At 46.1% G+C, this 23977-nt stretch carries 18 protein-coding genes and 1 tRNA gene; 2 read left to right on the top strand and 17 right to left on the bottom strand.

Translation table 11 applies throughout. The features are described from left to right. Positions 1-186: 186 nt before the first annotated feature. The 17 genes from M3636_RS23555 to M3636_RS23475 all read right to left on the bottom strand — a co-directional run bounded on the left by M3636_RS23555 (position 187) and on the right by M3636_RS23475 (position 22020). Entirely contained in the window at positions 187-1716 is a 1530-nt protein-coding gene (locus M3636_RS23555; RefSeq protein ID WP_251384226.1) for a LysM peptidoglycan-binding domain-containing protein, read from the bottom strand. A 145-nt stretch (positions 1717-1861) separates the two neighbouring features. Continuing rightward, positions 1862-2761: an RluA family pseudouridine synthase gene (locus tag M3636_RS23550; protein WP_251384225.1), complete on the bottom strand. Its 900-nt coding sequence runs from the start codon at positions 2759-2761 to the stop codon at positions 1862-1864. After that, entirely contained in the window at positions 2758-4065 is a 1308-nt protein-coding gene (hemL, locus tag M3636_RS23545) for a glutamate-1-semialdehyde 2,1-aminomutase (RefSeq protein ID WP_251384224.1), read from the bottom strand. Before hemL ends, M3636_RS23550 begins: the two co-directional genes overlap by 4 nt. A gap of 39 nt (positions 4066-4104) precedes the next feature. After that, entirely contained in the window at positions 4105-5106 is a 1002-nt protein-coding gene (gene hemB / locus M3636_RS23540; RefSeq protein ID WP_251384223.1) for a porphobilinogen synthase, read from the bottom strand. Between the two features lie 146 nt (positions 5107-5252). Then, positions 5253-6815, bottom strand: coding sequence for a uroporphyrinogen-III C-methyltransferase (gene cobA, locus M3636_RS23535; protein ID WP_128103310.1), 1563 nt, complete (start codon positions 6813-6815; stop codon positions 5253-5255). Between the two features lie 4 nt (positions 6816-6819). Next, entirely contained in the window at positions 6820-7776 is a 957-nt protein-coding gene (gene hemC, locus M3636_RS23530; protein ID WP_145049899.1) for a hydroxymethylbilane synthase, read from the bottom strand. A 2-nt stretch (positions 7777-7778) separates the two neighbouring features. Beyond that, complete coding sequence (locus M3636_RS23525; RefSeq protein WP_251384222.1) at positions 7779-8429, bottom strand: precorrin-2 dehydrogenase/sirohydrochlorin ferrochelatase family protein; 651 nt, start codon at positions 8427-8429, stop codon at positions 7779-7781. Positions 8430-8434: 5 nt separating this feature from the next. Beyond that, a complete protein-coding gene (gene ccsA / locus M3636_RS23520) occupies positions 8435-9262 on the bottom strand; it encodes a cytochrome c biogenesis protein CcsA (protein WP_251384243.1) in 828 nt (275 codons plus the stop codon). Between the two features lie 14 nt (positions 9263-9276). Further along, positions 9277-10665: a glutamyl-tRNA reductase gene (gene hemA / locus M3636_RS23515; protein ID WP_056698023.1), complete on the bottom strand. Its 1389-nt coding sequence runs from the start codon at positions 10663-10665 to the stop codon at positions 9277-9279. A 297-nt stretch (positions 10666-10962) separates the two neighbouring features. After that, positions 10963-11607: a ribosome biogenesis GTP-binding protein YihA/YsxC gene (yihA, locus tag M3636_RS23510; RefSeq protein ID WP_128103313.1), complete on the bottom strand. Its 645-nt coding sequence runs from the start codon at positions 11605-11607 to the stop codon at positions 10963-10965. Positions 11608-11759: 152 nt separating this feature from the next. Then, complete coding sequence (lon, locus tag M3636_RS23505) at positions 11760-14099, bottom strand: endopeptidase La (RefSeq protein WP_145049893.1); 2340 nt, start codon at positions 14097-14099, stop codon at positions 11760-11762. A gap of 86 nt (positions 14100-14185) precedes the next feature. After that, complete coding sequence (lonB, locus tag M3636_RS23500) at positions 14186-15943, bottom strand: ATP-dependent protease LonB (RefSeq protein ID WP_251384221.1); 1758 nt, start codon at positions 15941-15943, stop codon at positions 14186-14188. A 214-nt stretch (positions 15944-16157) separates the two neighbouring features. Then, positions 16158-17255 carry a flavodoxin-dependent (E)-4-hydroxy-3-methylbut-2-enyl-diphosphate synthase gene (gene ispG / locus M3636_RS23495; protein ID WP_128103314.1) on the bottom strand — a complete coding sequence of 366 codons (1098 nt, stop codon included), beginning with the start codon at positions 17253-17255 and terminating at the stop codon, positions 16158-16160. Between the two features lie 122 nt (positions 17256-17377). Beyond that, positions 17378-18631 carry an ATP-dependent protease ATP-binding subunit ClpX gene (clpX, locus tag M3636_RS23490; protein WP_128103315.1) on the bottom strand — a complete coding sequence of 418 codons (1254 nt, stop codon included), beginning with the start codon at positions 18629-18631 and terminating at the stop codon, positions 17378-17380. Positions 18632-18643: 12 nt separating this feature from the next. After that, a complete protein-coding gene (gene clpP, locus M3636_RS23485) occupies positions 18644-19234 on the bottom strand; it encodes an ATP-dependent Clp endopeptidase proteolytic subunit ClpP (RefSeq protein ID WP_056698043.1) in 591 nt (196 codons plus the stop codon). Positions 19235-19608: 374 nt separating this feature from the next. Continuing rightward, complete coding sequence (gene tig / locus M3636_RS23480; RefSeq protein ID WP_128103316.1) at positions 19609-20949, bottom strand: trigger factor; 1341 nt, start codon at positions 20947-20949, stop codon at positions 19609-19611. Positions 20950-21087: 138 nt separating this feature from the next. Then, entirely contained in the window at positions 21088-22020 is a 933-nt protein-coding gene (locus M3636_RS23475; protein WP_128104578.1) for a hypothetical protein, read from the bottom strand. Between the two features lie 359 nt (positions 22021-22379). Between M3636_RS23475 and M3636_RS23470 the strand changes: the two genes are divergently transcribed. Together M3636_RS23470 and M3636_RS23465 are read left to right on the top strand one after the other, a co-directional pair. Further along, a tRNA-Arg gene (locus M3636_RS23470) sits at positions 22380-22453 on the top strand. A 159-nt stretch (positions 22454-22612) separates the two neighbouring features. Then, the gene (locus tag M3636_RS23465) at positions 22613-23842 is read left to right on the top strand and encodes a CynX/NimT family MFS transporter (RefSeq protein WP_251384220.1); all 1230 of its coding nucleotides are present in this window, start codon (positions 22613-22615) and stop codon (positions 23840-23842) included. Positions 23843-23977: the final 135 nt, after the last annotated feature.

The raw sequence follows: 23977 nt of genomic DNA, 5'->3' as shown, positions 1-23977 counted from the left end.
ATTGTTCCACTGCCACCTGGGAGCCTTACATGGCTCACATTCTTAACTTCGTTAGTTCGTTTCTAGATTTGCAGCATATCCTTACGAACAACCAGACCGTTGGAGCATACGGTTTCGTTTTTAAAAAAAGCAGCAAAAACCCGCCATCCCTGGGGATAACGGGTTAAGTTAACTTACTAGTTTCAATTACGGTATATATAAGATCTGTCCTTCTTCAACAACCTGTTCAGATAAACGATTGTAGAGCTGAAGCTCCCGTGTGCTTAACTGATACCGATCCGCAATCGTATCCAGTGTCTCTTCTCGCTGAACAATGCATAATTTCACTTTACGGAATGGAGTCTGTTCCACGATCGTACCAAGGAATAGATTTTTCCATTGTCCATCGTCAGACGAGTAAGCCTCGACGGGTACTGTATCTGTGGCTGCTTCATCTTCTCGATCTGTATCTGCCTCACGTACAGCTCTGCCAGAGGATAACAAGGAGGAGATGCCCACCCCATTTTCCTCTCTTAGAGAAGATTCCTTTTTGCTACCAAAAGCCACTTTAAGCTCCGGCTTGTCTTCCGTCTCAGCTACAGGTTCAGGGATCACTGCACTTGCTTCAGCGAACCCTTCCTCATCCGAAGCCTCCTGCAAAGGTCGGTCTGCTCCTGCCGTTTCTAATTCAGAAGGGGCAAACACTTCCTGCCAATTCTCCTGAGCCTCGGCAACTTGGGTATTATCCTGTTCAGGAGCCGATCGAGCAGATTCAAAATGCCACACATTAGGTGTCTCTTCTTGCACTGTCGGCTGATCTAATCCAGCATTCGTATGTAAGGTCTCCACAGAAGGCTCGGACCAAACAGACGATGGTTCTTCAGCCAGCGGCACTAAGGGTTCTGACTCAGGATAAGAGGCTAGACGATCCGCAGTTTCAGCCATAAAGGAAGATACCGGTGATGGTGTATCAGCGACATCATTCTGAGCCGGTTCCTCTCCTTGAAAAATGAAGGAAGTATACGCCTCGTCCACAGCATTTGGTCTGTATGCTTCTTCCTCGGCTTCCGGTTGCTCCGCATAGGTAGGTTCCGTGAATGACTGGGATACAAGCTCTGGGTGCTCTGCGTCTTCGCCGCGAATAGACTCATCCGTCGCTTGCTGTGAATTATCCTCGAACTGACCGGCCAACGCGGCATTGCCTGACTCGATCAATCCTTCCTCTTCACTACGTTGCAGCAGGTATTCTTGTGCGAAGGTATTCAGATTATTTTCCTGTTCTAACTCTGACTCTGTGGAACGCTGACCCTGCTGTGGGTCTGGTGAATGTACAACCGTAAACTCATCAGCTGTCCACACTTGTGGTTCTTCCACCGGGAAACCCTCAATACCTCGAAGGGATAGAACTCCAGTAATGTTCAGACTGCGATTCGTTAACAAGTCGACATCAAAATTTTCGATTTCGATAGAAATGTCCTCAATGGATCTTACTCGATTCAAGGGTACCGTGATTTCAACAGGAATAAAATGTTTCAGTTCCTCTGCCACTGTATCCTCACCGCGGTACGTACCTGTGAGTAGAAGATGGCCTCGCAGTGTGGCATGATCATCCTGACCGATGACTTGAATACGCGGGTATAACTCAATTTCCTCTAACTCTTCAATTGCAGGGACTCCCTCAGACAAATGAACGCGCTCATAAATATCGAACCGTAAACCATAGGGTTGATTCAACAAAGGTGGCGTCCTCCTTTCGGCATATGTTCACCATGATCCTTCTCATGGGACTGATCCATGGTCTAAATCCTTCGTTACCCAATCTATATGCCATGGATGAGATGAGCATGCCACCTTTGTTCAAACCTTCTGTATTTATTAACTATTACTTTTCACGATCAATCAGTTGTTTAAAATCCTCGGGCCAAGGATCTGTAACCTCAATTGTTGCTCCGGTAAGAGGGTGCTTGAACACCAATAGCTCTCCATGGAGAGCTTGACGTCCAATGCGATCCGGATTCCCTCCATACAGTTCATCTCCAATTAGAGCATGTCCCGCATAACTCAGATGAACCCGGATCTGATGTGTACGCCCGGTATCCAACGTAAGTCGAACTAAGGTCGCTTTTGGAAAGACTTCTACAATCTGAACGTGAGTGATCGCCTCCTGTCCATTCGGAGAGACACGTCTACGTTGCTTATGATGTCTGTCCTTGCCAATTGGCGCATTAATCAGCTGTAGCGTCTGGGGTACCTGTCCCCCAGCAATCGCCACGTAATGGCGTCCGATCTCTTTAGTACGCATCGCTTCATCCAGTTTGGAGAGGGCAAAAGCATTTTTGGCATATAACACAGGGCCAGTTGTATCCTCATCTAATCTATGCACATGCCGTACGCTCGCCTCAATACCGTTCATCTCATAATACGAAGCAACCGCATGATCCAGCGTAATTGCAGTATCTGCTCGGCTCCCATCGGGATGCAGCTTCATACCAGCAGGTTTGTGCACAACCAGACAGAAGTCATCCTCATATAACACATCAATCTCTGCCCACCGTGGTTCAACATCAAGTGGGCGAGATGCAAAAAGGGCCAGCCGAAGCCGGTCCCCTGCAAGTTGTATACCCTGATTCGCTTGTAGCTGACGTAGCATCTTCTCCGGGAGCTGGAGTTCAGATTGCAGCCATTGCTCCACAGCCATCTGCTTATCTGAACTACCTGTCACCACTTTGCCAGGCATCAGTTCAAGCCAATCGCCTCGGCGTTTCCAACTTTTGATGCTCATAAGGACAAGAGAGCTTTACGATTAGCTTCGATGGTATCATCGATGTCTTGCTCTGTGTGCACACCAGAGACGAACATTCCTTCATATTGAGAAGGAGCAACACTCACACCCTGATCAACCATTGCAGCAAAGTAACGACGGAATTGATCCAGATTGCTTTCTTTTGCGATATCATAATTTGTTACTGGAACGCTACTGAAGAATGGGCATACCATCGAACCCACTCGGTTAATCGTTATCGCCACACCCGCTTCTGCTGCATTCTTCTCAAATCCAGCCTGCAAACGAGCCGATAATGTCTCCAAACGATCATAAACCTCAGGGGTCAGCAACTTGAGGGTTGTGTAACCTGCTGCCATTGCGAGCGGATTGCCACTGAGTGTACCTGCCTGATAGATCGGTCCAGATGGTGCCATTTGCTCCATTAGATCACGTCGGCCGCCATATGCACCTACAGGTAGTCCACCACCAATGACTTTACCAAGACATGTTAGATCTGGTGTCACACCATAACGCCCCTGTGCACAGTTCAGACCCACACGGAATCCCGTCATCACTTCATCAAAAATAAGCAAGCTGCCATACTTGGTTGTTAAGCTGCGCAGCCCTTCAAGAAAACCTGGAGCCGGAGGAACAACACCCATATTACCTGCAACTGGCTCCACAATTACAGCTGCCAGCTCTTCACCAAAGCGTTCAAAAGCAAGACTCACAGACTCCAAATCGTTGTAAGGTACTGTAATCGTATTAGTAGCCACACCTTCAGGAACACCCGGACTGTCTGGAAGGCCTAACGTTGCAACACCTGAGCCTGCTTTGATGAGCAAGCTGTCCGCATGTCCATGATAAGAGCCTTCAAATTTCAAAATTTTGCTGCGTCCGGTTACACCACGAGCCAATCGAATTGCACTCATCGTTGCTTCCGTACCCGAATTTACCATCCGCACAATATCAATCGATGGTACACGTTCACATACAAGCTTAGCCATCTCGGTTTCAAGCAACGTTGGTGCACCAAAACTTGTTCCTTTGAGCGCTGTTTCCCGGAGGGCTTCTACAACGTCAGGATGTGCATGTCCCATAATGAGCGGACCCCATGAACCTACATAATCAATAAAGACATTGCCATCAATATCGTAAATCTTAGAGCCTTCGCCACGTTCTGCATAAATAGGCGTTAGCCCTACCGATTTGAACGCTCGAACCGGGCTATTCACCCCTCCCGGTATGTACTGCTTCGCTTCTTCAAATGCGCTGCGTGAGCGCTCATCATTTCGACGATTTCCTTGTTGTTGTGTAGTCATGAATATCCTCCTTTATATCCTGTAATCAAACGCAAGCCATTATTTCCCTGCCAACCAGCGAGAAGCATCTTTTCCGTAGTAGGTAATAATCATATCTGCGCCTGCACGCTTCATACTAAGCAGGATCTCCATCGCAACCTTTTTCTCATCAATCCACCCTTGGAGGGCTGCTGCTTTAACCATCGCGTACTCACCACTTACGTTATAGGCTACGAGAGGCAGATCGAACTGATCTCTAATCGTACGCAACACGTCCAAATAGGAAAGTGATGGTTTTACCATAAGCATGTCTGCACCTTCAAGCACATCGGTTTCGGCTTCACGTAGAGCTTCACGTGCGTTGGCGGGATCCATTTGATATGATTTGCGATCTCCAAACTGCGGTGTAGAGTCGGCAGCTTCACGGAATGGGCCATAGAATGCCGAAGCGTATTTTACCGAGTATGACATGATTGGAATATGACTGAATCCATTCTCATCGAGTCCAGCTCGAATGGCTTGTACAAATCCATCCATCATGTTGGAAGGAGCAATAATGTCCGCCCCTGCTTTAGCTTGGGATACTGCTGTCTTCACCAATAGCTCCAATGACTCATCATTTAGAACATCCCCGCAAGTATGACCATCTACCTCAAAAGTGTGCACCATACCGCAATGTCCGTGATCTGTGAATTCGCACAGACAGGTATCTGCGATAACGAGCAGCTCTGGATACCAGGATTTGATCAATCTCGTAGCTTCCTGCACAATACCATCTTCGGCAAAACCCGACGAACCAACACTATCCTTCGTCTCTGGAATACCAAACAGCAGCACAGCCGGAATACCTAGTTCCGCAATCTCGGTCACTTCTTCTTGAAGACGATCTAACGAGAAACGGAATACACCTGGCATCGATTTTATTTCGGATTTTACATTCTCTCCATACGTCACATAGATCGGCTGAATAAAATCATCCACACTCAACTGATTCTCTCTGACCATGTTACGGATACCTACAGATTGACGCAAACGACGATGTCGTACAATTGGAAAACTCATCGTTAAAACCTCCTTCAAAAGTTAAATAGAGCAAAAAGGGAAGCGCGCTGGTTCTTAACGAATTCAGCACGCTTCAGCCATCCGGATCTATGCAAACGCTACGTGAAATCGCAATGCATATCAACTTGCGATTCTGAAGTATTTAATCAATGTGAGGAAGATTCAACCGTCGTCGGTGTCCGCTTCCAATCACACAATACGGAGATCATACTCTCGATTGTTGCCTGTTCTGCCATCAAGGTCACCTTCAACCCAGCAGTTTCTGCCGTCTTGGCCGTGACTGGTCCGATGCAAGCAATCTCCACATTTTCTAATAAAGGTAGTGGATCTTGAATCCCCATACGCTTCAGAATGTTCATAAAGTTCGTAACTGTAGATGAGCTTGTAAATGTTACGGCATGAATACCGCCCTCTTCTAACAGTTTCAGTAATTCATCGTCATCCTCACCAGCAAGAATTGTATCGTAGATGATCGCTTCAGTGACATGAAGCCCTCGTTCCTTCAGTTGCTCTGGCAACCAGGAGCGCGCAAGGTCTCCATGAGGAAGCAACACACGCTGTCCTTCCTTCAACTCGCTTTCGAATGCTTCAAGCATGCCTTCCGCCTGGAACGGCCCTTTTACCATTTCGGCTGCAATGCCATGTTTGCGCAAAGCTTCTGCTGTAGAAGGACCTACAGCTGCAATTCGGGCACGATGGATGGAGCGAATATCTTGGCCTTCTTGTTCCAGATGACGGAAGAAAAATTCAACGCCATTCACACTCGTGAAAAATACCCAGTCAAATGTATTTAACGCATCAAAGGCTTGTTTGACACTTTGCTTGGAAGACTCGCTTGTTGGCATAATCGTCTCAATGACTGGGAACTCGTAAGGTTCGCCGCCAAGCTCCTCAATCCGATCTACTAATTCGCTGGCCTGACTACGAGCCCTCGTCACCAAAATCCGTTTACCAAACAACGGAAGCGCCTCCGCCCACTTCAATTGTTCCCGTTGATTCACCACATCACCAACAACAATGACAGCAGGAGGCTGAAAATTAGCAGCTAGCACTTTAGCTTCTATATTTTCAAGTGTACCCGTAATTGTGTCCTGCTCCGCTCTCGTCCCCCAGCGTACTAATGCCACTGGCGTCTGAGCTGGTCGACCATGGCGAATCAATTGTTCGCTAATATAACCAATTTTGGCGACACCCATCATAAATACAAGTGTGCCCGTTGCATTCGTTACTTTATCCCAATGGATGCTGCGATCCAGCTTGTCCGGGCTCTCATGTCCTGTAATAATAGAAATCGACGAAGCATAGTCGCGGTGGGTCACTGGAATTCCGGCATAAGCAGGCACACTAATCGCTGCTGTTACACCAGGCACGATCTCAAAAGGAACGCCGTTTTTACGTAACAAATCCGCTTCTTCGCCAACGCGTCCAAATATGGTTGGATCCCCTCCCTTGAGTCTCACAACCACTTTTCCTTCTAGCGCAAGATCCACCAACAACTGATTGATCTCTTCCTGTTTCATTGTATGTCGGTCAGGTCGCTTGCCCACGTAAATCTTGACAGCTCCTGGCTTCATTTGTTTCAACAGCCTTGGACTAGCCAAGCGATCATATACCACCGCGTCTGCCTTGCCAATTGACTCCCATCCTTTTACGGTAATCAGCTTAGCATCTCCCGGGCCTGCTCCTACCAAAAAGACCTTTCCCACCATGTCTTCATCCCCTAACTTCTGCCAGTATCTGCTCTGCTCCCCGTTCAATTAGCCTCCACGCGACTTCTTCTCCTAGACGAACCGGATCTTTACCGGTCAGAGCTTCTTTCAGTATCAGTCCGCCATCAGGCGTACCAACCATACCTGTTAATTGTAACTTGTTTTGTCCATTCGGGGAATCTGTATCTTCCTGTGGCACCCAGACGGCATGCGCCCCAATTGGAACCTGACAACCGCCATTCAACACGCTCAAGAAACGACGCTCCGCCAGTACAGGCCCGGCGGTCTCTGGATCATTGTACAACTGCAATAAATGCAACAATTCTGCATCATCTTCACGGCATTCGATACCCAATGCACCTTGACCTACAGCAGGTAGGCAAGCTGTCTCAGACAGATATTCTGTAATGCGATCCTCCCAGCCCATACGGTACAGCCCAGCAGCAGCCAATATAATCGCATCCAAACCTTCTGTCTCCAGCTTGCGTAGACGAGAATCAATGTTGCCACGCAGTGACTCCAGTTGAAGGTCGGGACGATAAGCTTTCAACTGGCTGGAACGACGCAAGCTACTTGTTCCGACTCTAGCACCCTCTGGCAATTGATCCAGTGTGAGACCTCCATTCGAGATCAAGGCATCGCGCGGATCAGCACGACGAGGCACTGCACCGTTAATCAACCCCTCGGGTAATTCGGACGGCATATCCTTCATGCTGTGTACAGCCATATCAATTTTGTGATCTAACATGGCTTGCTCAATTTCTTTTACAAACAGCCCTTTGCCTCCCACTTTGGACAACGTCACATCGAGAATCAGATCTCCCTTAGTCACGATCTTATGTACTTCAAAATCAAATGCTAATCCTTCTCGCTCACAAATCTGGCGCAAATCGTTAATAACATGGCCTGTCTGAGTTAAAGCAAGAGCGCTCTGTCTACTTCCAACTTTAATTGTACGCATGTCTATATTTCCTCCTGATTGCGGGATATCCATTCCCCGATTTGTTCTTCTGTCCACCATTGAAATCGTCCGCTGCGAATATCTTCAAGTACGTTCATTTCCGTCAATTGACGAAGTAAAATGCTGCGCTGACGCGAGGACGAGACACGCGCCTTCACTTCGCCCCTCATCTGATGCAAAAATTCAATATACGTCTCGTATTCATCTCCGAATTGTTCCTCCAGTACGGCACGAATCTCAGCCGCAGCCGCCGGTCCTGCTCCAGCTGTTGAGATGGCTATGCTCAATCTTCCTCGCCTCACGACACTGGGCGTAATAAATGAACTGTTGTAAGAGGAAATGGCGTCATTCACCAGTATGCCCTCATTCTTCGCCTCTTGGACTACAGCCGAGTTAACTTCAACATGGTTCGTCGCCGCATATACGAGAAAGGCCCCCCGCAAATCACCTTTGCGGTAGGACCGGTCTATCCACTCCAATCGGGAATCTTGATGCAGTTGTTTCAGCTCAGCTGTGATGTCCGGACTTATCACTTTGATATGTGCCTCCGCATGGAGCAGACCTTTAATTTTACGTTCAGCGACACGGCCGCCGCCAATGATACAACACATTTTGCCTGAAGTATTCACATATATCGGGGTGTACCGATCCATAGGATTCACTCTCCCGTCCAACGATGAAACGCTGAATACGCATTGGATAAAAAACTGATAATGACTAAGGCATAACCAATCAATGTCCATCTCGCCATAATGATCATGGAAAATTGTTTGCGTTGCTTCGCAACAAAGTATCCTACATATATCGCTATCGCAAGAAATGTCGCAATCACTTTAAGATCCAAAAGTAAACTCCAACGTGTCTCCGCAACAATTGATAATACCGCCAACATCACCGAAACACCTAACAGTGGGGTTCCGATTAACGTTGCTCCGTCCATATATTTGCCGATCACTTCAAGGCTAGGCATACGCCGTACGGTATCATTCCATTTCTTGTTCTTCAGTTTACGATGCAAAAACAGATATAACAGAGCAAATACCGTTCCCACCGTCAAAGCGGCGAAGCCTAGATTCGCTAGTGTAATATGCATGATCAGCAACCCGTGTACGGTCTGCCAATTATGCAAAGAAATCTCTCCGGCAGTAAACCATAACCGGTTCAGCACGGTAACCGAGAACCCAACAACATTCAGTAGCAAAATGGCAAACTCTGAACGCTGCACACGCGTCATCACAAGTGACATCATTACAATACTGAACGAAAATATAAATAAAAAATCAAACGTTGTGTAGATCGGAAAATGCCCTTCTTCCCACATTCGCATAATAACATGCGCGATCTGCAGCAAAAGTACAACTACAAGAAACCCTGTGCCCGTTCGCTTCGCCCCCGCATTGCGTCGAATGCAGTCCGAGAAATAGAACAGAAGGCTCAGGGCATACAAGTAAATTAGAGCTTCGTAAATTTGTTCAGCGAGGGTCAAGCTGCCCACCCGCCTTATACGCCTGCCGGGACATAAGCCGGCATAGCATCTTGCCGGTTGTCGTTAAGATGAACAGCGGCTGGTTTGCGTAAAGCTGAGGCGTCGCTTTGATTTACTTTCTCCGCGGCCGTCTCCACTGCATCCTCCAAGGCAAAAATTTGAGTGAACATGTTCAAAGCTTCATCACCATGCTTCGTACCAGCCATTTCCTTGATTCGATTAATCGGATCTGTCGTCATTTGGTTGACGATGCTCTTGGTCAAACGACGGATCACTTTGCGTTGATGTTCATCAAGCTCTGGCAATTTGTTGAACAGACTTTCCATTGTCTCTTCATGAATCGAGGCACCCTTCTCCTGCAAAGCACGAATGACAGGACGAACACCTAATGTTTTGAGCCAGTGATAGTAATCTTCCATCTCCAGTTCAATCATCTTCTCAATCTTGGCCGCTTCGACCTTGCGCATCTCCAGGTTGCTCTCCACGATTCCCTCCAGATCATCAATATCATAGAGGAAGACATTAGAGATCTCACCAATCGCCGGATCAATGTCACGAGGTACCGCGATATCAATCAAGAACAATGGGCGAGACTGCCGACGCTTCATGCTATCGCGAACAACGGATGCGTCCAATACATAGCGATCAGCCCCAGTGGAACTAATAACAATATCCACTTCATTCAGTCTCTCTAGTGCTCTTTCCATCGTGCAAGGCGTTCCTCGAAACTTCGCTGCAAGCTCCTCTGCCCGTGCAAGTGTACGGTTGGCAACGATCACCTCGGAAGCACCGTTGGCGTACAGATGTTTGACGGTCAATTCACTCATCTTACCAGCTCCCAGAATGAGAACCTTCTTATCCGTGAACATCCCAAAGATCCGCTTGCCTAGCTCCACTGCTGCATAACTGACAGATACCGCACTCTCGCCAATCGACGTCTCAGAATGCGCTCGTTTACCTAAGGTAACCGCCTGCTTGAACAGCATATTAAACCATGTTCCCGTCGCTTTCTCTTGCTGTGCAGTGAGAAAAGCCTGTTTCACCTGTCCGAGAATCTGCGTTTCTCCAATGACCATTGAATCCAATCCGCAAATGACCCGGAACAAATGACGGATCGCTGTATCATCTTCATATATATATAAGTGTTGCGTAAATTCTTCCCGCGGAACATTAAACCATTGTTCCATAAACGTACGAATGAAATAACCACACATGTGCAGACGGTCTACCACAACATACAATTCTGTACGGTTGCATGTGGCCACGATTACACCTTCCAATACACTCTTGGTCAGCTTGAGCTGCTGCAGCGCTTCGGATAAATCCTTTTCTGCAAATGTGAATCGTTCCCTAATCTCTACAGGCGCCGTGCGATAATTCAAACCAACAACAACGATGTGCATTGCAAGTTCACCTGCCTAATAAATTTCCAATCAAAGTGTTTTCTACATATATACATCCATCTATAACGGACATGGTTAATTATATCACACATCATGTCCCCCACCGGGGGATTTTTATGAAATGTTTATGAAATTCACATGTAAATCATCTTATGCATTGTCATTTATTGTAGTGTCTCACCAATCTTCGCCGTTATGCGTTACGATTCTATTTCGTAGATTTCCATATTATAATTCGATACTAAAACAAATAGCCATGGAATGTTTCCATGACTATAGTATGATCGTCCGTTCCCATTAAGCTTCGTTGTTTTCTTCGAGTTCAGAAGCTTCGAGAGCCTCAGGTGCATACTTGCCTACAGCCGCATGACGAGAGATGATCTCCCATAATTCCTCTTTGCCTATTCCTTCTTCTGATGAAAATGCTACAAACAGATCTCCCGAACGAAGACCTAGTCCTTCTTTGATGATCTTGATATGTTTTGGTCGACGAGTTTTGGGGATCTTATCCAGCTTGGTCGCCACAACAACAAGAGGAAGCCCGTGATGGCGCAGCCACTCATTCATCATCTTGTCATCTTTGGATGGCTCATGCCGAATATCTACCATCTGCATAACAAGCTTCAATTCCTTACGTTGTAGCAGGTATTTCTCCATCATTTTTCCCCAAGCAAAACGTTGCTCTTTGGATACCTTCGCGTAACCATACCCCGGGAAATCGACGAAATAGAGATCCTGATTAATTTTATAGTAGTTGAGTTGCTGCGTCTTACCCGGCGTAGAGCTTGTCCGCGCCAGATTTTTACGACTGATCAAACGGTTAATAAGGGATGACTTCCCCACATTGGAACGTCCCGCCAGAGCAATCTCTGGCAACCCGTCATCTGGGTATTGTTCAGGCCGAACGGCACTGATTATAAATTCGGATTGGTTTACTTTCATGATATATCTGTCCTCTCTTGATCTCCTGTAAAACGTACTGAAGGTATTATGCCATGGTTTGTTGTTCTATCATACCAAAAAAACCGTTCGTGCGGACGCCGAAGCCTCCGCAAAACGGTTTATTCTTCATACGCTCCCTTAGATGTTATGGATTACAGGTGAATTCCTGCCTGCTCTACAAGTGCGTGCTCTAACACCTGATCCATATGGGCAACCGGGACAAATTCCACATCTTCCTTGATGCTGTCTGGAATATCCCGTAAGTCCCGTTCATTATCTTTGGGCAATAATATTTTTTTGTAGCCTGCACGGTGAGCTGCGAGTGATTTTTCCTTCAGTCCACCAATCGGCAATACACGACCACGAAGTGTGATTTCTCCAGTCATGGCAATGTCTTTGGATACATGCTTGTTCGTGAGTGCAGAGATCAATGCCGTTGCCATTGTGATCCCCGCAGACGGACCATCCTTCGGAATAGCACCTTCCGGTACATGGATGTGGATATCATTTTTCTCATGGAAGTCAGATGCAATCCCTAGTTGAGCCGCTTTGGAGCGAGTATAACTGAATGCGGCCTGAGCCGATTCCTTCATGACATCTCCCAATTTACCGGTCAGCGTAAGTTTGCCTGATCCAGGCACAACGGTGACTTCAATAACAAGAGTATCTCCGCCTACCTCAGTCCACGCGAGTCCAGTTACGGTACCAATCTGATCTTCCAGTTCAGCCATTCCATAACGGAACTTGCCTGGGCCAAGATAATCCTTCACTTCATCCGCTGAAATATTAATCTGGCCTTCTACGCCAGATACAATATTCTTAGCTGCCTTACGGCATAAAGACGCCATCTGTTGCTCCAGATTCCGCACACCGGATTCACGTGTGTATTCACGAATGACTCGAAGTAAGCTATCGTCTCCTACATTCAGCTGATCCTCTTGCAGACCATGATCTTGCTTCTGCTTCGGCAACAGATAGTTTTTGGCAATCTGTAGCTTCTCCAGTTCAGTGTATCCAGGAATATTCAGCATTTCCATCCGATCCAGAAGCGGACGCGGAATACTGTGCACGGTATTCGCCGTTGTAATAAACATGACGTTGGATAAGTCAAACGGCAATTCTACAAAATGATCACTAAACGTATTGTTCTGTTCCGGGTCAAGCACTTCTAGCAACGCTGCCGAAGGATCACCACGGAAGTCTGAAGCCATTTTGTCAATCTCGTCCAGCAGGAACACAGGATTAAGTGAACCCGCTGTCTTCATCCCTTGAATAATACGTCCCGGCATTGCCCCAACATACGTCCGTCGGTGACCACGAATCTCAGCTTCGTCCCGTACCCCACCGAGTGAGATTCGAACGAATTCTCGTCCCAGCGATCTGGCAATGGAGCGGGCAAGTGATGTTTTACCTACCCCTGGAGGACCCACAAGACATAGAATCGGTCCTTTGAGCTTTTTCACGAGCTTTTGCACAGCCAAGTATTCAAGTACACGTTCTTTAGGCTTTTCCAAACCATAATGATCGGCATTCAGGACATCCTCTGCCTTCTGTATATCGAGGTCATCCTCCGTCATCTGACTCCACGGAAGGGCAAGCAGCCAATCCACGTAGTTGCGGATCACTCCGCCCTCAGCAGAGCTTGCAGGCATTTTCTCTAAGCGATCAATTTCTTTTTCTACCTTTTCCTTCACCTTCTCTGGCAGATCAAGAGCTTCCATCTGATTGCGAAGTTCCTCGACTTCACCAGCACGACCTTCTTTTTCACCCAGTTCTTTCTGGATCGCCTTCATTTGCTCACGCAAATAATATTCCTTCTGGGTTTTCTCCATCTGCTTTTTCACACGTTGACTGATTTTGCGTTCAAGCTCCAGCACTTCACGTTCATTGTTAAGAATATCGAGAAGTTTCTCCAAGCGTTCACGCACGTCCACCGTCTCTAAAATCTCCTGCTTATCCTTAATCTTCAGAGACAAGTGACTTGTAATCACATCAGCTAACCGACCAGGCTCTTCAATATCAGACACGGCTGCCAATGTCTCGGGGGTCACTTTTTTGGACAGATTAATATAATTTTCAAACTGGTTGAGAACAGTCCGCATCAGAGCATCCGTCTCTGGATGGTTATTCTCCTCCTCAGGCAGCTCCTGCGCCAGTACCTCGTAATATTCCTCGTTGTCCATATATTCAATGATTTCAGCCCGTTCCAAGCCTTCTACGAGTACACGAATCGTACCGTTAGGAAGCTTCAGCATCTGTCTGACCTTGGCTACGGTTCCGATTCTGAAAATATCTTCTTGTGTTGGTTCCTCAATATTTACTTCGGCTTGAGAACATAGGAGAATCAAATGTTCCTCTACCATCGCTTTTTCTAAAGCCTTGACCGATTTCTCCCGGCCCACATCGAGATGCAGTACCATACTCGGGTAGACGAGAAGTCCTCTTAAAGGCAGTAAAGGAAAACGACGACCTTTCGCTTTGCTCGGTCCCATCGCTTTCGCACCTCCAATGGCTCTCAGGTTGTAGTCATTCATTATTCTATCAAATGTTCACATAAAAAACCAATGAAGGGAAGCGCTTAGCAGCTTCCCGAATCCGTAACTCGCCCTGGACGAGGCACATCCGCACGTAAAAATGATGCTGAAGCTGGTGGAAAAATCTCGGTTGCTGGAACTGGAGATTCTTCAACAAGCTGTGCCTGCTCCGATGATTGTATATCTGGAACCCACGCGAAAACTTCACGAAATACATCTTCAACCGTATCTACTGCAACGACACGTAAGCCCTCCAAATTTTCAAAAATGGATTGCCAGTTCTCCGCGGGAATGATCACGGTCTTCGCTCCTGCCTGGAAAGCCGCCTCCACTTTAGCCAGTACACCGCCAATAGGCTTCACGCGTCCATGAATACTAACTTCACCCGTCATCGCCGTCTCATGATCAACAGGACGTCCCTGAATCGCTGAGGTAATCGCAGTTGCCATCGCAATCCCTGCAGACGGCCCATCAATCGGCGTGCCTCCCGGGAAGTTGATATGCAAGTCATAATCCGTTGGACGAAGACCCATCGCTTTTAGAACAGTTATGACGTTTTCAACCGAACCTCTGGCCATACTTTTTCGCCGGAGCGTGCGTGAACCGCCTCCAATCTCTTCCTCATCCACAACTCCTGTAATATTAATTACACCTTGATCCTTATGCACAGGCACAGCGGACACTTCAATTTCGAGGAGTGTGCCCATATTCGGTCCATACACAGCCAGCCCATTCACAAAACCAACTTGTGGTCGCGAGGGCACTTTACGATCTGGCCGTGGTTGAATCTGACTACTACCTGCCACCCACTCCACATCAGAAGCTTGAAGCGTTTCACGCTTTTCAGTTAATGCCAGTCCCGCAGCTAACTGTATGATATTAACCGCCTCACGACCATTCGTTGCATACCGCTTAACTACCTCCACGGCTTCCGGACAAGGGCTAAAGCCAATTTTCTGTACCGCATCCTTGGCAATTTCTCCGATCTCTTCTGGCAATAACGAGCGGAAATACACTTCCATACAACGCGAACGCAAAGCTGGTGGTAACTCATGAGGTGAACGGGTTGTCGCTCCAACCAGACGAAAATCGGCCGGTAAACCATTTTGGAAAATATCGTGGATATAAGCAGGAGTATGCGTGTCTTCCGAGTTATAGTACGCACTCTCCAAAAAGACCTTGCGGTCTTCAAGCACTTTCAACAGTTTATTCATCTGAATAGAATGCAATTCACCGATTTCATCAATAAAAAGTATTCCTCCATGCGCCTTCGTTACAGCTCCAGGCTTAGGCTGAGGAATACCGGCCACTCCCATTGCACCTGCACCCTGATAGATCGGATCATGCACCGAGCCAATCAACGGGTCAGCAATACCCCGTTCATCAAAACGGGCTGTTGTCGCATCCAGCTCCGTGAATTTTGCATCTGGTTTAAACGGAGAAGTTGGATTTTTCTTCGCTTCCTCTAAAACCACCCTCGCTGCTGCCGTTTTCCCCACTCCGGGAGGACCGTAAATAATAACATGCTGTGGATTAGCACTGCATAACGCCGCTTTCAGTGCACGTAGTCCATCTTTTTGCCCGACAATATCGTTAATTGTGGTTGGACGTGTCTTCTCCGCAAGCGGCTTGGTTAAGGAGATGGAGCGCAGCTTGCGCAATTTCTCCAGCTCTTTGCGTGACTCACGCTCGACCGCACTGCGGTTCGTTTTCTGTCCCCTTAACAGGTTCCAGAAATATAGACCTATCACCACACCAAAAAATAACTGAATCAACATGAAGACCATTCCAAAATCACCCATGTCTCAACATCCTCCTATTCTGTCTCCTATTCATATGTGATCATGCTAATACTTGGTAGTATGACCTTTTCGCGGAGACGTAAACGGGAAATTCAGAATTTCTGTTGGGAAACACACAAAAAGCCCGTCATGGCTGACGGGCTTTCTCCGTAATATATTAAGGTAAGTTCACAAATCGAGAAGCGATTCTCGAAACAACCTTTGTATAAATTAATTAGTGCGAGCGACCAGGAATGACTCCTGTAGCTTCATAGGATTCCACAATTTTATCGATTTCTTTTTTCAATTCTTCGACCATCGTTTCTTCCGGCACTTTACGAATCATCTTACCATGCCGGAACAACAGACCCTCGCCTCTAGCACCTGCTATGCCGATATCGGCTTCCTTCGCTTCACCTGGACCGTTAACTGCACAACCGAGCACGGATACCTTGATTGGCACCTTAAGCTTGGAGATGTACTCTTCGACTTCGTTAGCGATGGAGAACAAATCGATATCCAAACGACCACAAGTCGGGCAGGAAATCAATGTCGCTGCATTCGAAATCAGTCCAAAGGTTTTGAGCAAATCACGTGCTACTTTAATCTCTTCTACCGGGTCTGCACTCAGAGAGATTCTCATTGTTGAACCAATCCCCATGGATAACAGAGCCCCCATACCTGCGGAGCTTTTGATTGTACCCGAGAACAGTGTACCCGCCTCAGTGATCCCCAGATGCAACGGGTATTGAATAACCTGAGCGGCTTTCGTGTAAGCTTCAATGGCCATTGGCACATCCGATGCCTTGAGGGAAACGATAATATCATGGAAATCAAGCTCTTCCAAAATACCAATGTGATACAATGCACTTTCTACCATAGCATCAGCCGTAGGATAACCGTACTTATCTAGCAAATGGTTCTCTAACGAGCCCGCATTTACACCAATTCGAATAGGAATTCCACGTGCTTTACATGCTTTTACAACTTCTTCGACTTTTGCACGTTTACCGATATTACCCGGATTAATCCGTACTTTATCAATACCGTTCTCAATCGCCAGAAGAGCGAGCTTATAGTTAAAATGAATATCTGCTACCAGCGGAATGTTAATGCGTTTCTTGATCTCTTTGATCGCCGCCGCAGCTTCTTCATTATTTACTGTTACACGAACCACCTGACAGCCTGCTTCCTCAAGTCGCAAAATCTCTGCCACGGTTGCCTCAACGTCTGCCGTTTTCGTTGTACACATACTCTGGATTATGACATCATTATTGCCACCAATCGTTAAGTTCCCAACTTTGACTGGACGTGTATCTTGTCTTAAATACATGAGTGATTTCTCTCCCCACAACGTCAAATCTCCACCCTGACAGAGACATCAAATTCGTCTTCTGCCAAAGTGGAGGACTGACAAGTCTATATTTCAGAGCTTAACGGAATACGTCACCTAAATTAGGCGCTTTCTTCCTGCTTATCGTCCTTAGATTGGCCGAGTTCAGGCACAACTCTTTTCTCAACGACTTCTTCTGTGATCACACAGTTAGTAACATCTTCACGTGAAGGCACTTCATACATAATTTCAAGCATGATACCCTCAATGATTGCACGCAATCCACGCGCGCCTGTGTTACGTTTGATTGCTTCTTTTGCAATGGCGAGCAATGCACCCGGTTCAAATACCAAGTTAACATTGTCCAGCTCAAGCAATTTTTGATATTGCTTCGTAAGTGCGTTTTTTGGTTCGGACAGAATCCGTACCAATGTATCTTCATCCAGCGGCTCCAATGTGGAGATTACTGGCAGACGACCTACAAACTCTGGAATCAGACCGAATTTCAGCAAATCTTCCGGCAATACCATGCCAAGATATTCGCCTGGTTTCAGATCTTTTTGCTCTGCGACTGTATTGAAACCAATGACTTTTTTGCCGATCCGGCGTTTGATCATTTGCTCCAAGCCATCAAATGCACCACCGCAGATGAATAGAATATTCGTAGTATCGATCTGGATGAATTCTTGATGTGGATGCTTACGTCCACCTTGTGGTGGTACTGAAGCAACCGTTCCTTCCAAAATTTTCAGCAATGCTTGCTGAACACCTTCACCTGAAACATCACGTGTGATAGAAGGATTCTCGGATTTACGAGCAACTTTATCAATCTCATCGATATAAATAATGCCGCGCTCTGCTTTTTCAACATCATAGTCAGCAGCTTGGATCAGCTTGAGAAGGATATTCTCAACATCTTCACCAACATAACCTGCTTCCGTTAAGGACGTTGCGTCTGCAATCGCAAATGGAACATTGAGGATTTTCGCCATCGTTTGCGCAAGTAATGTTTTACCGGAACCCGTAGGTCCTAACAGCAAAATGTTACTCTTCGACAACTCAACATCTTCAATTTTGCTTTGGGTGTTGATCCGTTTGTAGTGGTTATATACCGCAACAGACAACGACTTCTTCGCTTGTTCTTGGCCAATAACATATTGATCCAGAATTCCACGAATTTCTTTTGGTTTCGGAATATCTTTCAGGTCGAGTTCTTCATCATGACCCAATTCTTCCTCAACGATCTCGGTGCACAATTCGATACATTCATCACAAATGTAGACGCCTGGTCCTGCAACCAGTTTACGCACCTGTTCCTGAGATTTACCGCAAAAAGAGCATTTCAGCTGCCCTTTCTCATCGTTAAATTTAAACATGAAACCACCCCTTTAGGAATTGATCGGTCTACTGAGCACCTGGTCAATAATGCCGTACGTCTTGGCTTCTTCAGCACTCATGAAAAAGTCACGGTCTGTATCCCGCTCAATTTTCTCAAGGGACTGACCTGTACGATCGACGTATATTTGATTCAGTTTCTGACGTGTTTTAATAATCCATTCTGCGTGTATCTTGATATCCGCAGCCTGTCCTTGAATGCCGCCGAGCGGCTGGTGAATCATTACTTCACTGTTCGTCAGCGCATATCTCTTGCCAGGTGCGCCGGCTGTCAGCAATAACGAACCCATACTTGCTGCCATTCCTACGCAGATGGTAGATACATCCGGCTTGATATATTGCATCGTATCGTATATACCCATCCCCGCAGTAACAGAACCACCAGGTGAGTTAATGTACAAGCTGATGTCCTTTTCAGGATCGTCCGCTGCCAAAAACAAAAGCTGAGCTATGACAAGATTGGCTACATCGTCATCAATCGCACTGGTTAGGAAAATAATGCGATCCTTCAGCAAACGGGAATATATATCGTAAGACCGCTCGCCTCGATTGGTTTGTTCTACAACCATTGGCACCAGACTCATGAGACCAACCTCTTTTCTACATGTAATTAGACATAGGCTATCTGTAAAGCAAACCCAAATTCATTTTATCACGTTCCTGTGCCAATGTCATTTCTCACAGGTCGTGTACAGCATAGGTGAGTTTACTTTATAGCCTGATCATATTTAACCATGTTTTCTATGTATGTGCAAATCGAAGCATTCCTATGCCGTTTAACCATTTTTTATTTGTATTAAGCACATAGGTAAGTATGCCATAAAAACATTATGAATATGTTAACTATCCATTTTATTAATCATTTTTCTATAAAATGGATGTCATAATTTAAAAATAAGGCACGCAATGACTCACGTGCCTTATCGTTTATTCAACTGTTCATTAATAACAGTTTGTCTTATTTTTCAGCAGATTCTGCAGCAGCTTCTTCAGCTGGAGCTTCAACTGGCTCAACTACTGTGCTGTTCTCAACGAGAACATCAATCGTTTTGCGCAGTTTCACTTCATCACGAAGGCTGTCGAGGGAACCATTACCTTCGAGAATGCCACGAATCTCTTCAACAGGACGTTTGTAAGATTCAGCCATTTTCTCGAGCTCTTGATTCACTTCTTCGTCAGATACTTCGATGTTTTCCGCTTTACCTACAGCTTCGAGAACGAGGTTGTTGCGAACACGTTTAGAAGCATCTTCTTGCATTTGTGCTCTCAGATCAGCTTGAGTTTGACCGGAGAAGCTCAGGAACATTTCAAGGTTCATACCTTGGTTGCGAAGACGATTGTCGAAATCGCGCATCATGTTCTGTACTTCGCTGTCAACCATTGCAGAAGGGATGTCCACTTCAGCGTTTTCAGCCACTTTTTCTACAACTGCGTTTTCTTGTGCACCTTTGAACTCATCCGCTTTGCGGGATTCCAATTGTGTTTTAAGATCAGCTTTGTATTCTTCAAGTGTTTCGAATTCGCTCACATCTTTTGCAAACTCATCATCCAATTCTGGAAGCTGTTTGCGTTTGATTTCGTGTACTTTCACTTTGAATACCGCTTGTTTGCCAGCCAGTTCAGCTGCATGGTAGCTCTCTGGGAAAGTTACTTCAACGTCTTTGAAGTCGCCTGTGGACAGACCCACAACTTGCTCTTCAAATCCTGGAATGAATGTGTTGGAACCCAGTTCCAAGGAATAACGCTCTGCTTGTCCACCTTCGAAAGGTACACCATCAACAGAACCGTCGAAGTCGATTACAGCAACATCGCCGTTTTGAGCAGCACCTTCGTCAACTACAGTAAGTTCTGCGTGACGTTGTTGGAGACGCTCAAGCTCTTCTGTTACTTCTTGCTCTGAAACTTCACCTTTAGCTACAGCAACTTCAATACCTTTGTAGTCGCCCAGTGTAACTTCTGGTTTAACTGTTACTTTCGCTTTGAACTTGAATGCTTGTCCTTTAGCGAATTGCTCAATATCTACATCAGGACGATCAACTGGGAAGATATCCGTTTGATCGATAGCTTCTGTGTATGCCTCAGGAAGCAAGATGTCAATCGCTTCTTGATACAAGCTTTCCACACCAAAACGAGCTTCAAAGATTGGACGTGGTACTTTACCTTTACGGAATCCAGGTACATTCGCTTGTTTAACTACTTTATTAAAAGCTTTGTCGAGTGCTTCAGTTACACGATCTGCACCCACTTCAACTTCAAGAACCCCAAGGTTCTTCTCTATCTTTTCCCAAGTTGCTTTCATTGTATACTTTCCCCTCCAAAATTCACATGTTCACGTAGGCGATCACGTACAAAATAACCATTTTAGTATAAACAAGATTACATTCTTTTTCAAGGGGAATCCCTTGATGCTGTTTGAGGAAAACGTTTCCCGCCGTATTTAGCCGTCCAAACCGGCAGAAACAAACTGTTTCATTGAACGATATGCTTGCTCCAAACGGAACCTCATAGATCCCGTCACAGCATACATAGAGCGCGTATCTTCTTCATTATGTGAGCCGCTTAAACTATCCGCAACAGTCATATGTAGTGCTGCAGCCCAAATGTCCGTCATGGAATCATTTTCCTCAAGCATGGAGGCATAATCGCGGGTACCATACACCGCCATGACAAACTGGATCCACAGTTCTTGGGCAAAATAAAAGAGCGTAGGTTCATGAACCTCCGTCTGATCCGCCACCCTTTCCAAAATACGAATAATCTGCAGCGGAAATTCTTCCGGCCTGAGAGGTACTGTGTCAATCTCGACTTCTACCTGCTCCTCATTTCTGCTAAATATCACTTCACCATGAGCACCGCGACGTCGCAAAGTCTGCAATACACGGAACTGTAGCAATGGATGAAGCGCCTTATCCTGCAGCCAACTCGTTAATGCATCGTCAATCTCTGGAAGATCAAGATAGGCAAGTTGTTCTAACGCTAACATGGTTTGTTCAGAGAGCGGCTCCTCCATAACTGTCCGAAGCAGCTTATCTGCATAACCATCATCCTGTTCCAGCTTGGATTTCGCATGATGACGAGCCATATCCTCTTCGCTGATTTCCTCTTCTTCCCGCACCTCACGAATGACCGGTGATTCTTCCCCATAATGAGGGAATGCAGCCTGAAGCCATTCAAGCAAAGCTCGCCATTCATCGTAATGCCGTTCTTCCTGTCCTTGACATTGCAACAAAAAACGAAGCAACGCGATCGCTTCACCGTAGCGTTCGTTTTCCAGCATCACTGTCAATTGAATCTGGTAATAGTCCAACGTTTTGGGAAACAGTACAATGTTGTTGCTGTTCTCGGTTTCCGGGGTTGTGGATTCTTTAATAAGAGCACCTCCTCTATATCCTGAATTTTTAATTGGAAACGATGATAAATAGATGTATCCACGTTTTGCATCATTCGATCGTCCTCTTATCGAGTTCACGGGATTATGCTGTAGATGATTGGGATCACCTTGAACTACACCGTGTTATCGAAAAAATGCTTAGCATGTATTGCAAAAGGCTCGTATATTAAGCAAAAAGGATCTATTTTCTGAGTTCTCCTGATATTCTAACATAACCTGAATTATAATGAAAAAAACACATTGGACGCCAAATATCATATACGAAAATAATACGTAAATAAAATGTTTGATATTCATCATTATTTATGATAAAATCATTTTTGCTTGAAAAATTTCATGTCTCAGTAGCTCAGCAGGATAGAGCAACGGCCTTCTAAGCCGTCGGTCGGGGGTTCGAATCCCTCCTGGGACGTATTAAGAAAAACTTCCTTTGGGAAGTTTTTTTGCGTTCTAGGGGTTTTCTTCCAAATTCATTGTCCTGGATTGACACAGAGTGTTATGCTTAAGGAATGGATATGTAACAATCCATACATATTAATTATCATTCTTTGGAGAAACAGGAGATCTAATTATGTCACCTTCAACACAACAATCCTCGTCAGTACATGACGAAACCAACCATACTTCCGCTACCAAAAGATATGGCTTATTGTTAGCAGGCATCATTGTCATAGCCGCGACTATGCGTTCACCTATTACAGCAACAGGCCCCGTCGTGGAAATGATCCGTGCAGATACGGGAATTGGGCATACGTTGGCTGGTCTTCTGACCTCACTTCCCTTGCTAGCTTTTGCAGCAGTATCACCGTTTGCACCGCGTTTGGCTAAACGACTAGGAATAGAATCTGCGCTATTAATGGCTGTGCTCATTGTAACGATGGGTGTGCTTTTGCGTCTGTTGCCCTCGGTTGTTTCTCTGTATATTGGAACTGGTATTTTGGGGTGTGGCATCGCGTTGAGCAACGTATTGTTGCCGGGTTTAATCAAACGTGACTTTCCACTTCGGGTAGGCATTGTGACCGGGTTATACTCCGTGTCCATGAACATATTTGGTGCAATCTCCTCAGGTGTCAGTGTACCCATCGCCGGAGCAACCTCTATGGGCTGGCGTGCTTCGTTAGGCATATGGGCAGTGTTATCCTTGCTAGCGCTCCTCCTGTGGATACCTCAAGCTACCGCGGGACGTCAACGCCGTCTATACGTTACTTCTTCGAGTGAAAGCACACCTGTGCGTCTACGAACCTCTTCGCTCGCCTGGTTTATTACGTTGTTTATGGGACTACAGTCTTTAATCTTTTATACAACGATTACTTGGCTGCCAGAGATTCTCACCGAGCAAGGTTTCAGTGCGACATCAGCAGGTTGGATACTTTCGCTTATGCAGATGGTGAGCGTACCCGCAACCTTTATCGTTCCAATCCTCGCCGGGCGAACTCAAGATCAACGTATACTGACAACAGTAACGTGTTCGTCGTTAATTATTGGTTACGCCTTATTGTTAACTGGAGTCTCTTCCCTTGTGACTATAGGTGTTATCTTGGCAGGAATAGGCGCTGGAGCTTCGTTTGGATTGGTGACCATGTTCTTCGTCCTTCGTACAAAGGATGCGAGACAAGCCGCCAATCTGTCTGGTATGGCTCAATCCTTCGGATATATGCTCGCAGCTGTTGGCCCATTGCTGTTAGGTATGCTTCATGACTGGACAAAAGGGTGGACTCTGCCTTTATTAGTTCAAGTAGTCCTTGCCGTCGGATTGTTAATCGTAGGCATTCAAGCCAGCAAGAATCGAATGATCGGTTAGTTCCACAAAATTGTATTGTCTGTTCTGTTTAAATAGAACGATAAATAAAACGGCCTCCATCCCGTAAATCCGGAATGGGGGCCGTTATGTTCTAACACTTTCCTTCATTAATACATTCTCAAGAGCAATAAAACT

It is taken from the genome of Paenibacillus sp. MER 99-2, assembly GCF_023714095.1.
In the GTDB taxonomy this organism is placed as follows: domain Bacteria; phylum Bacillota; class Bacilli; order Paenibacillales; family Paenibacillaceae; genus Paenibacillus.
Note: the sequence above shows the minus strand (reverse complement) of the source record. Positions and strands in the feature narration are given on the sequence as shown.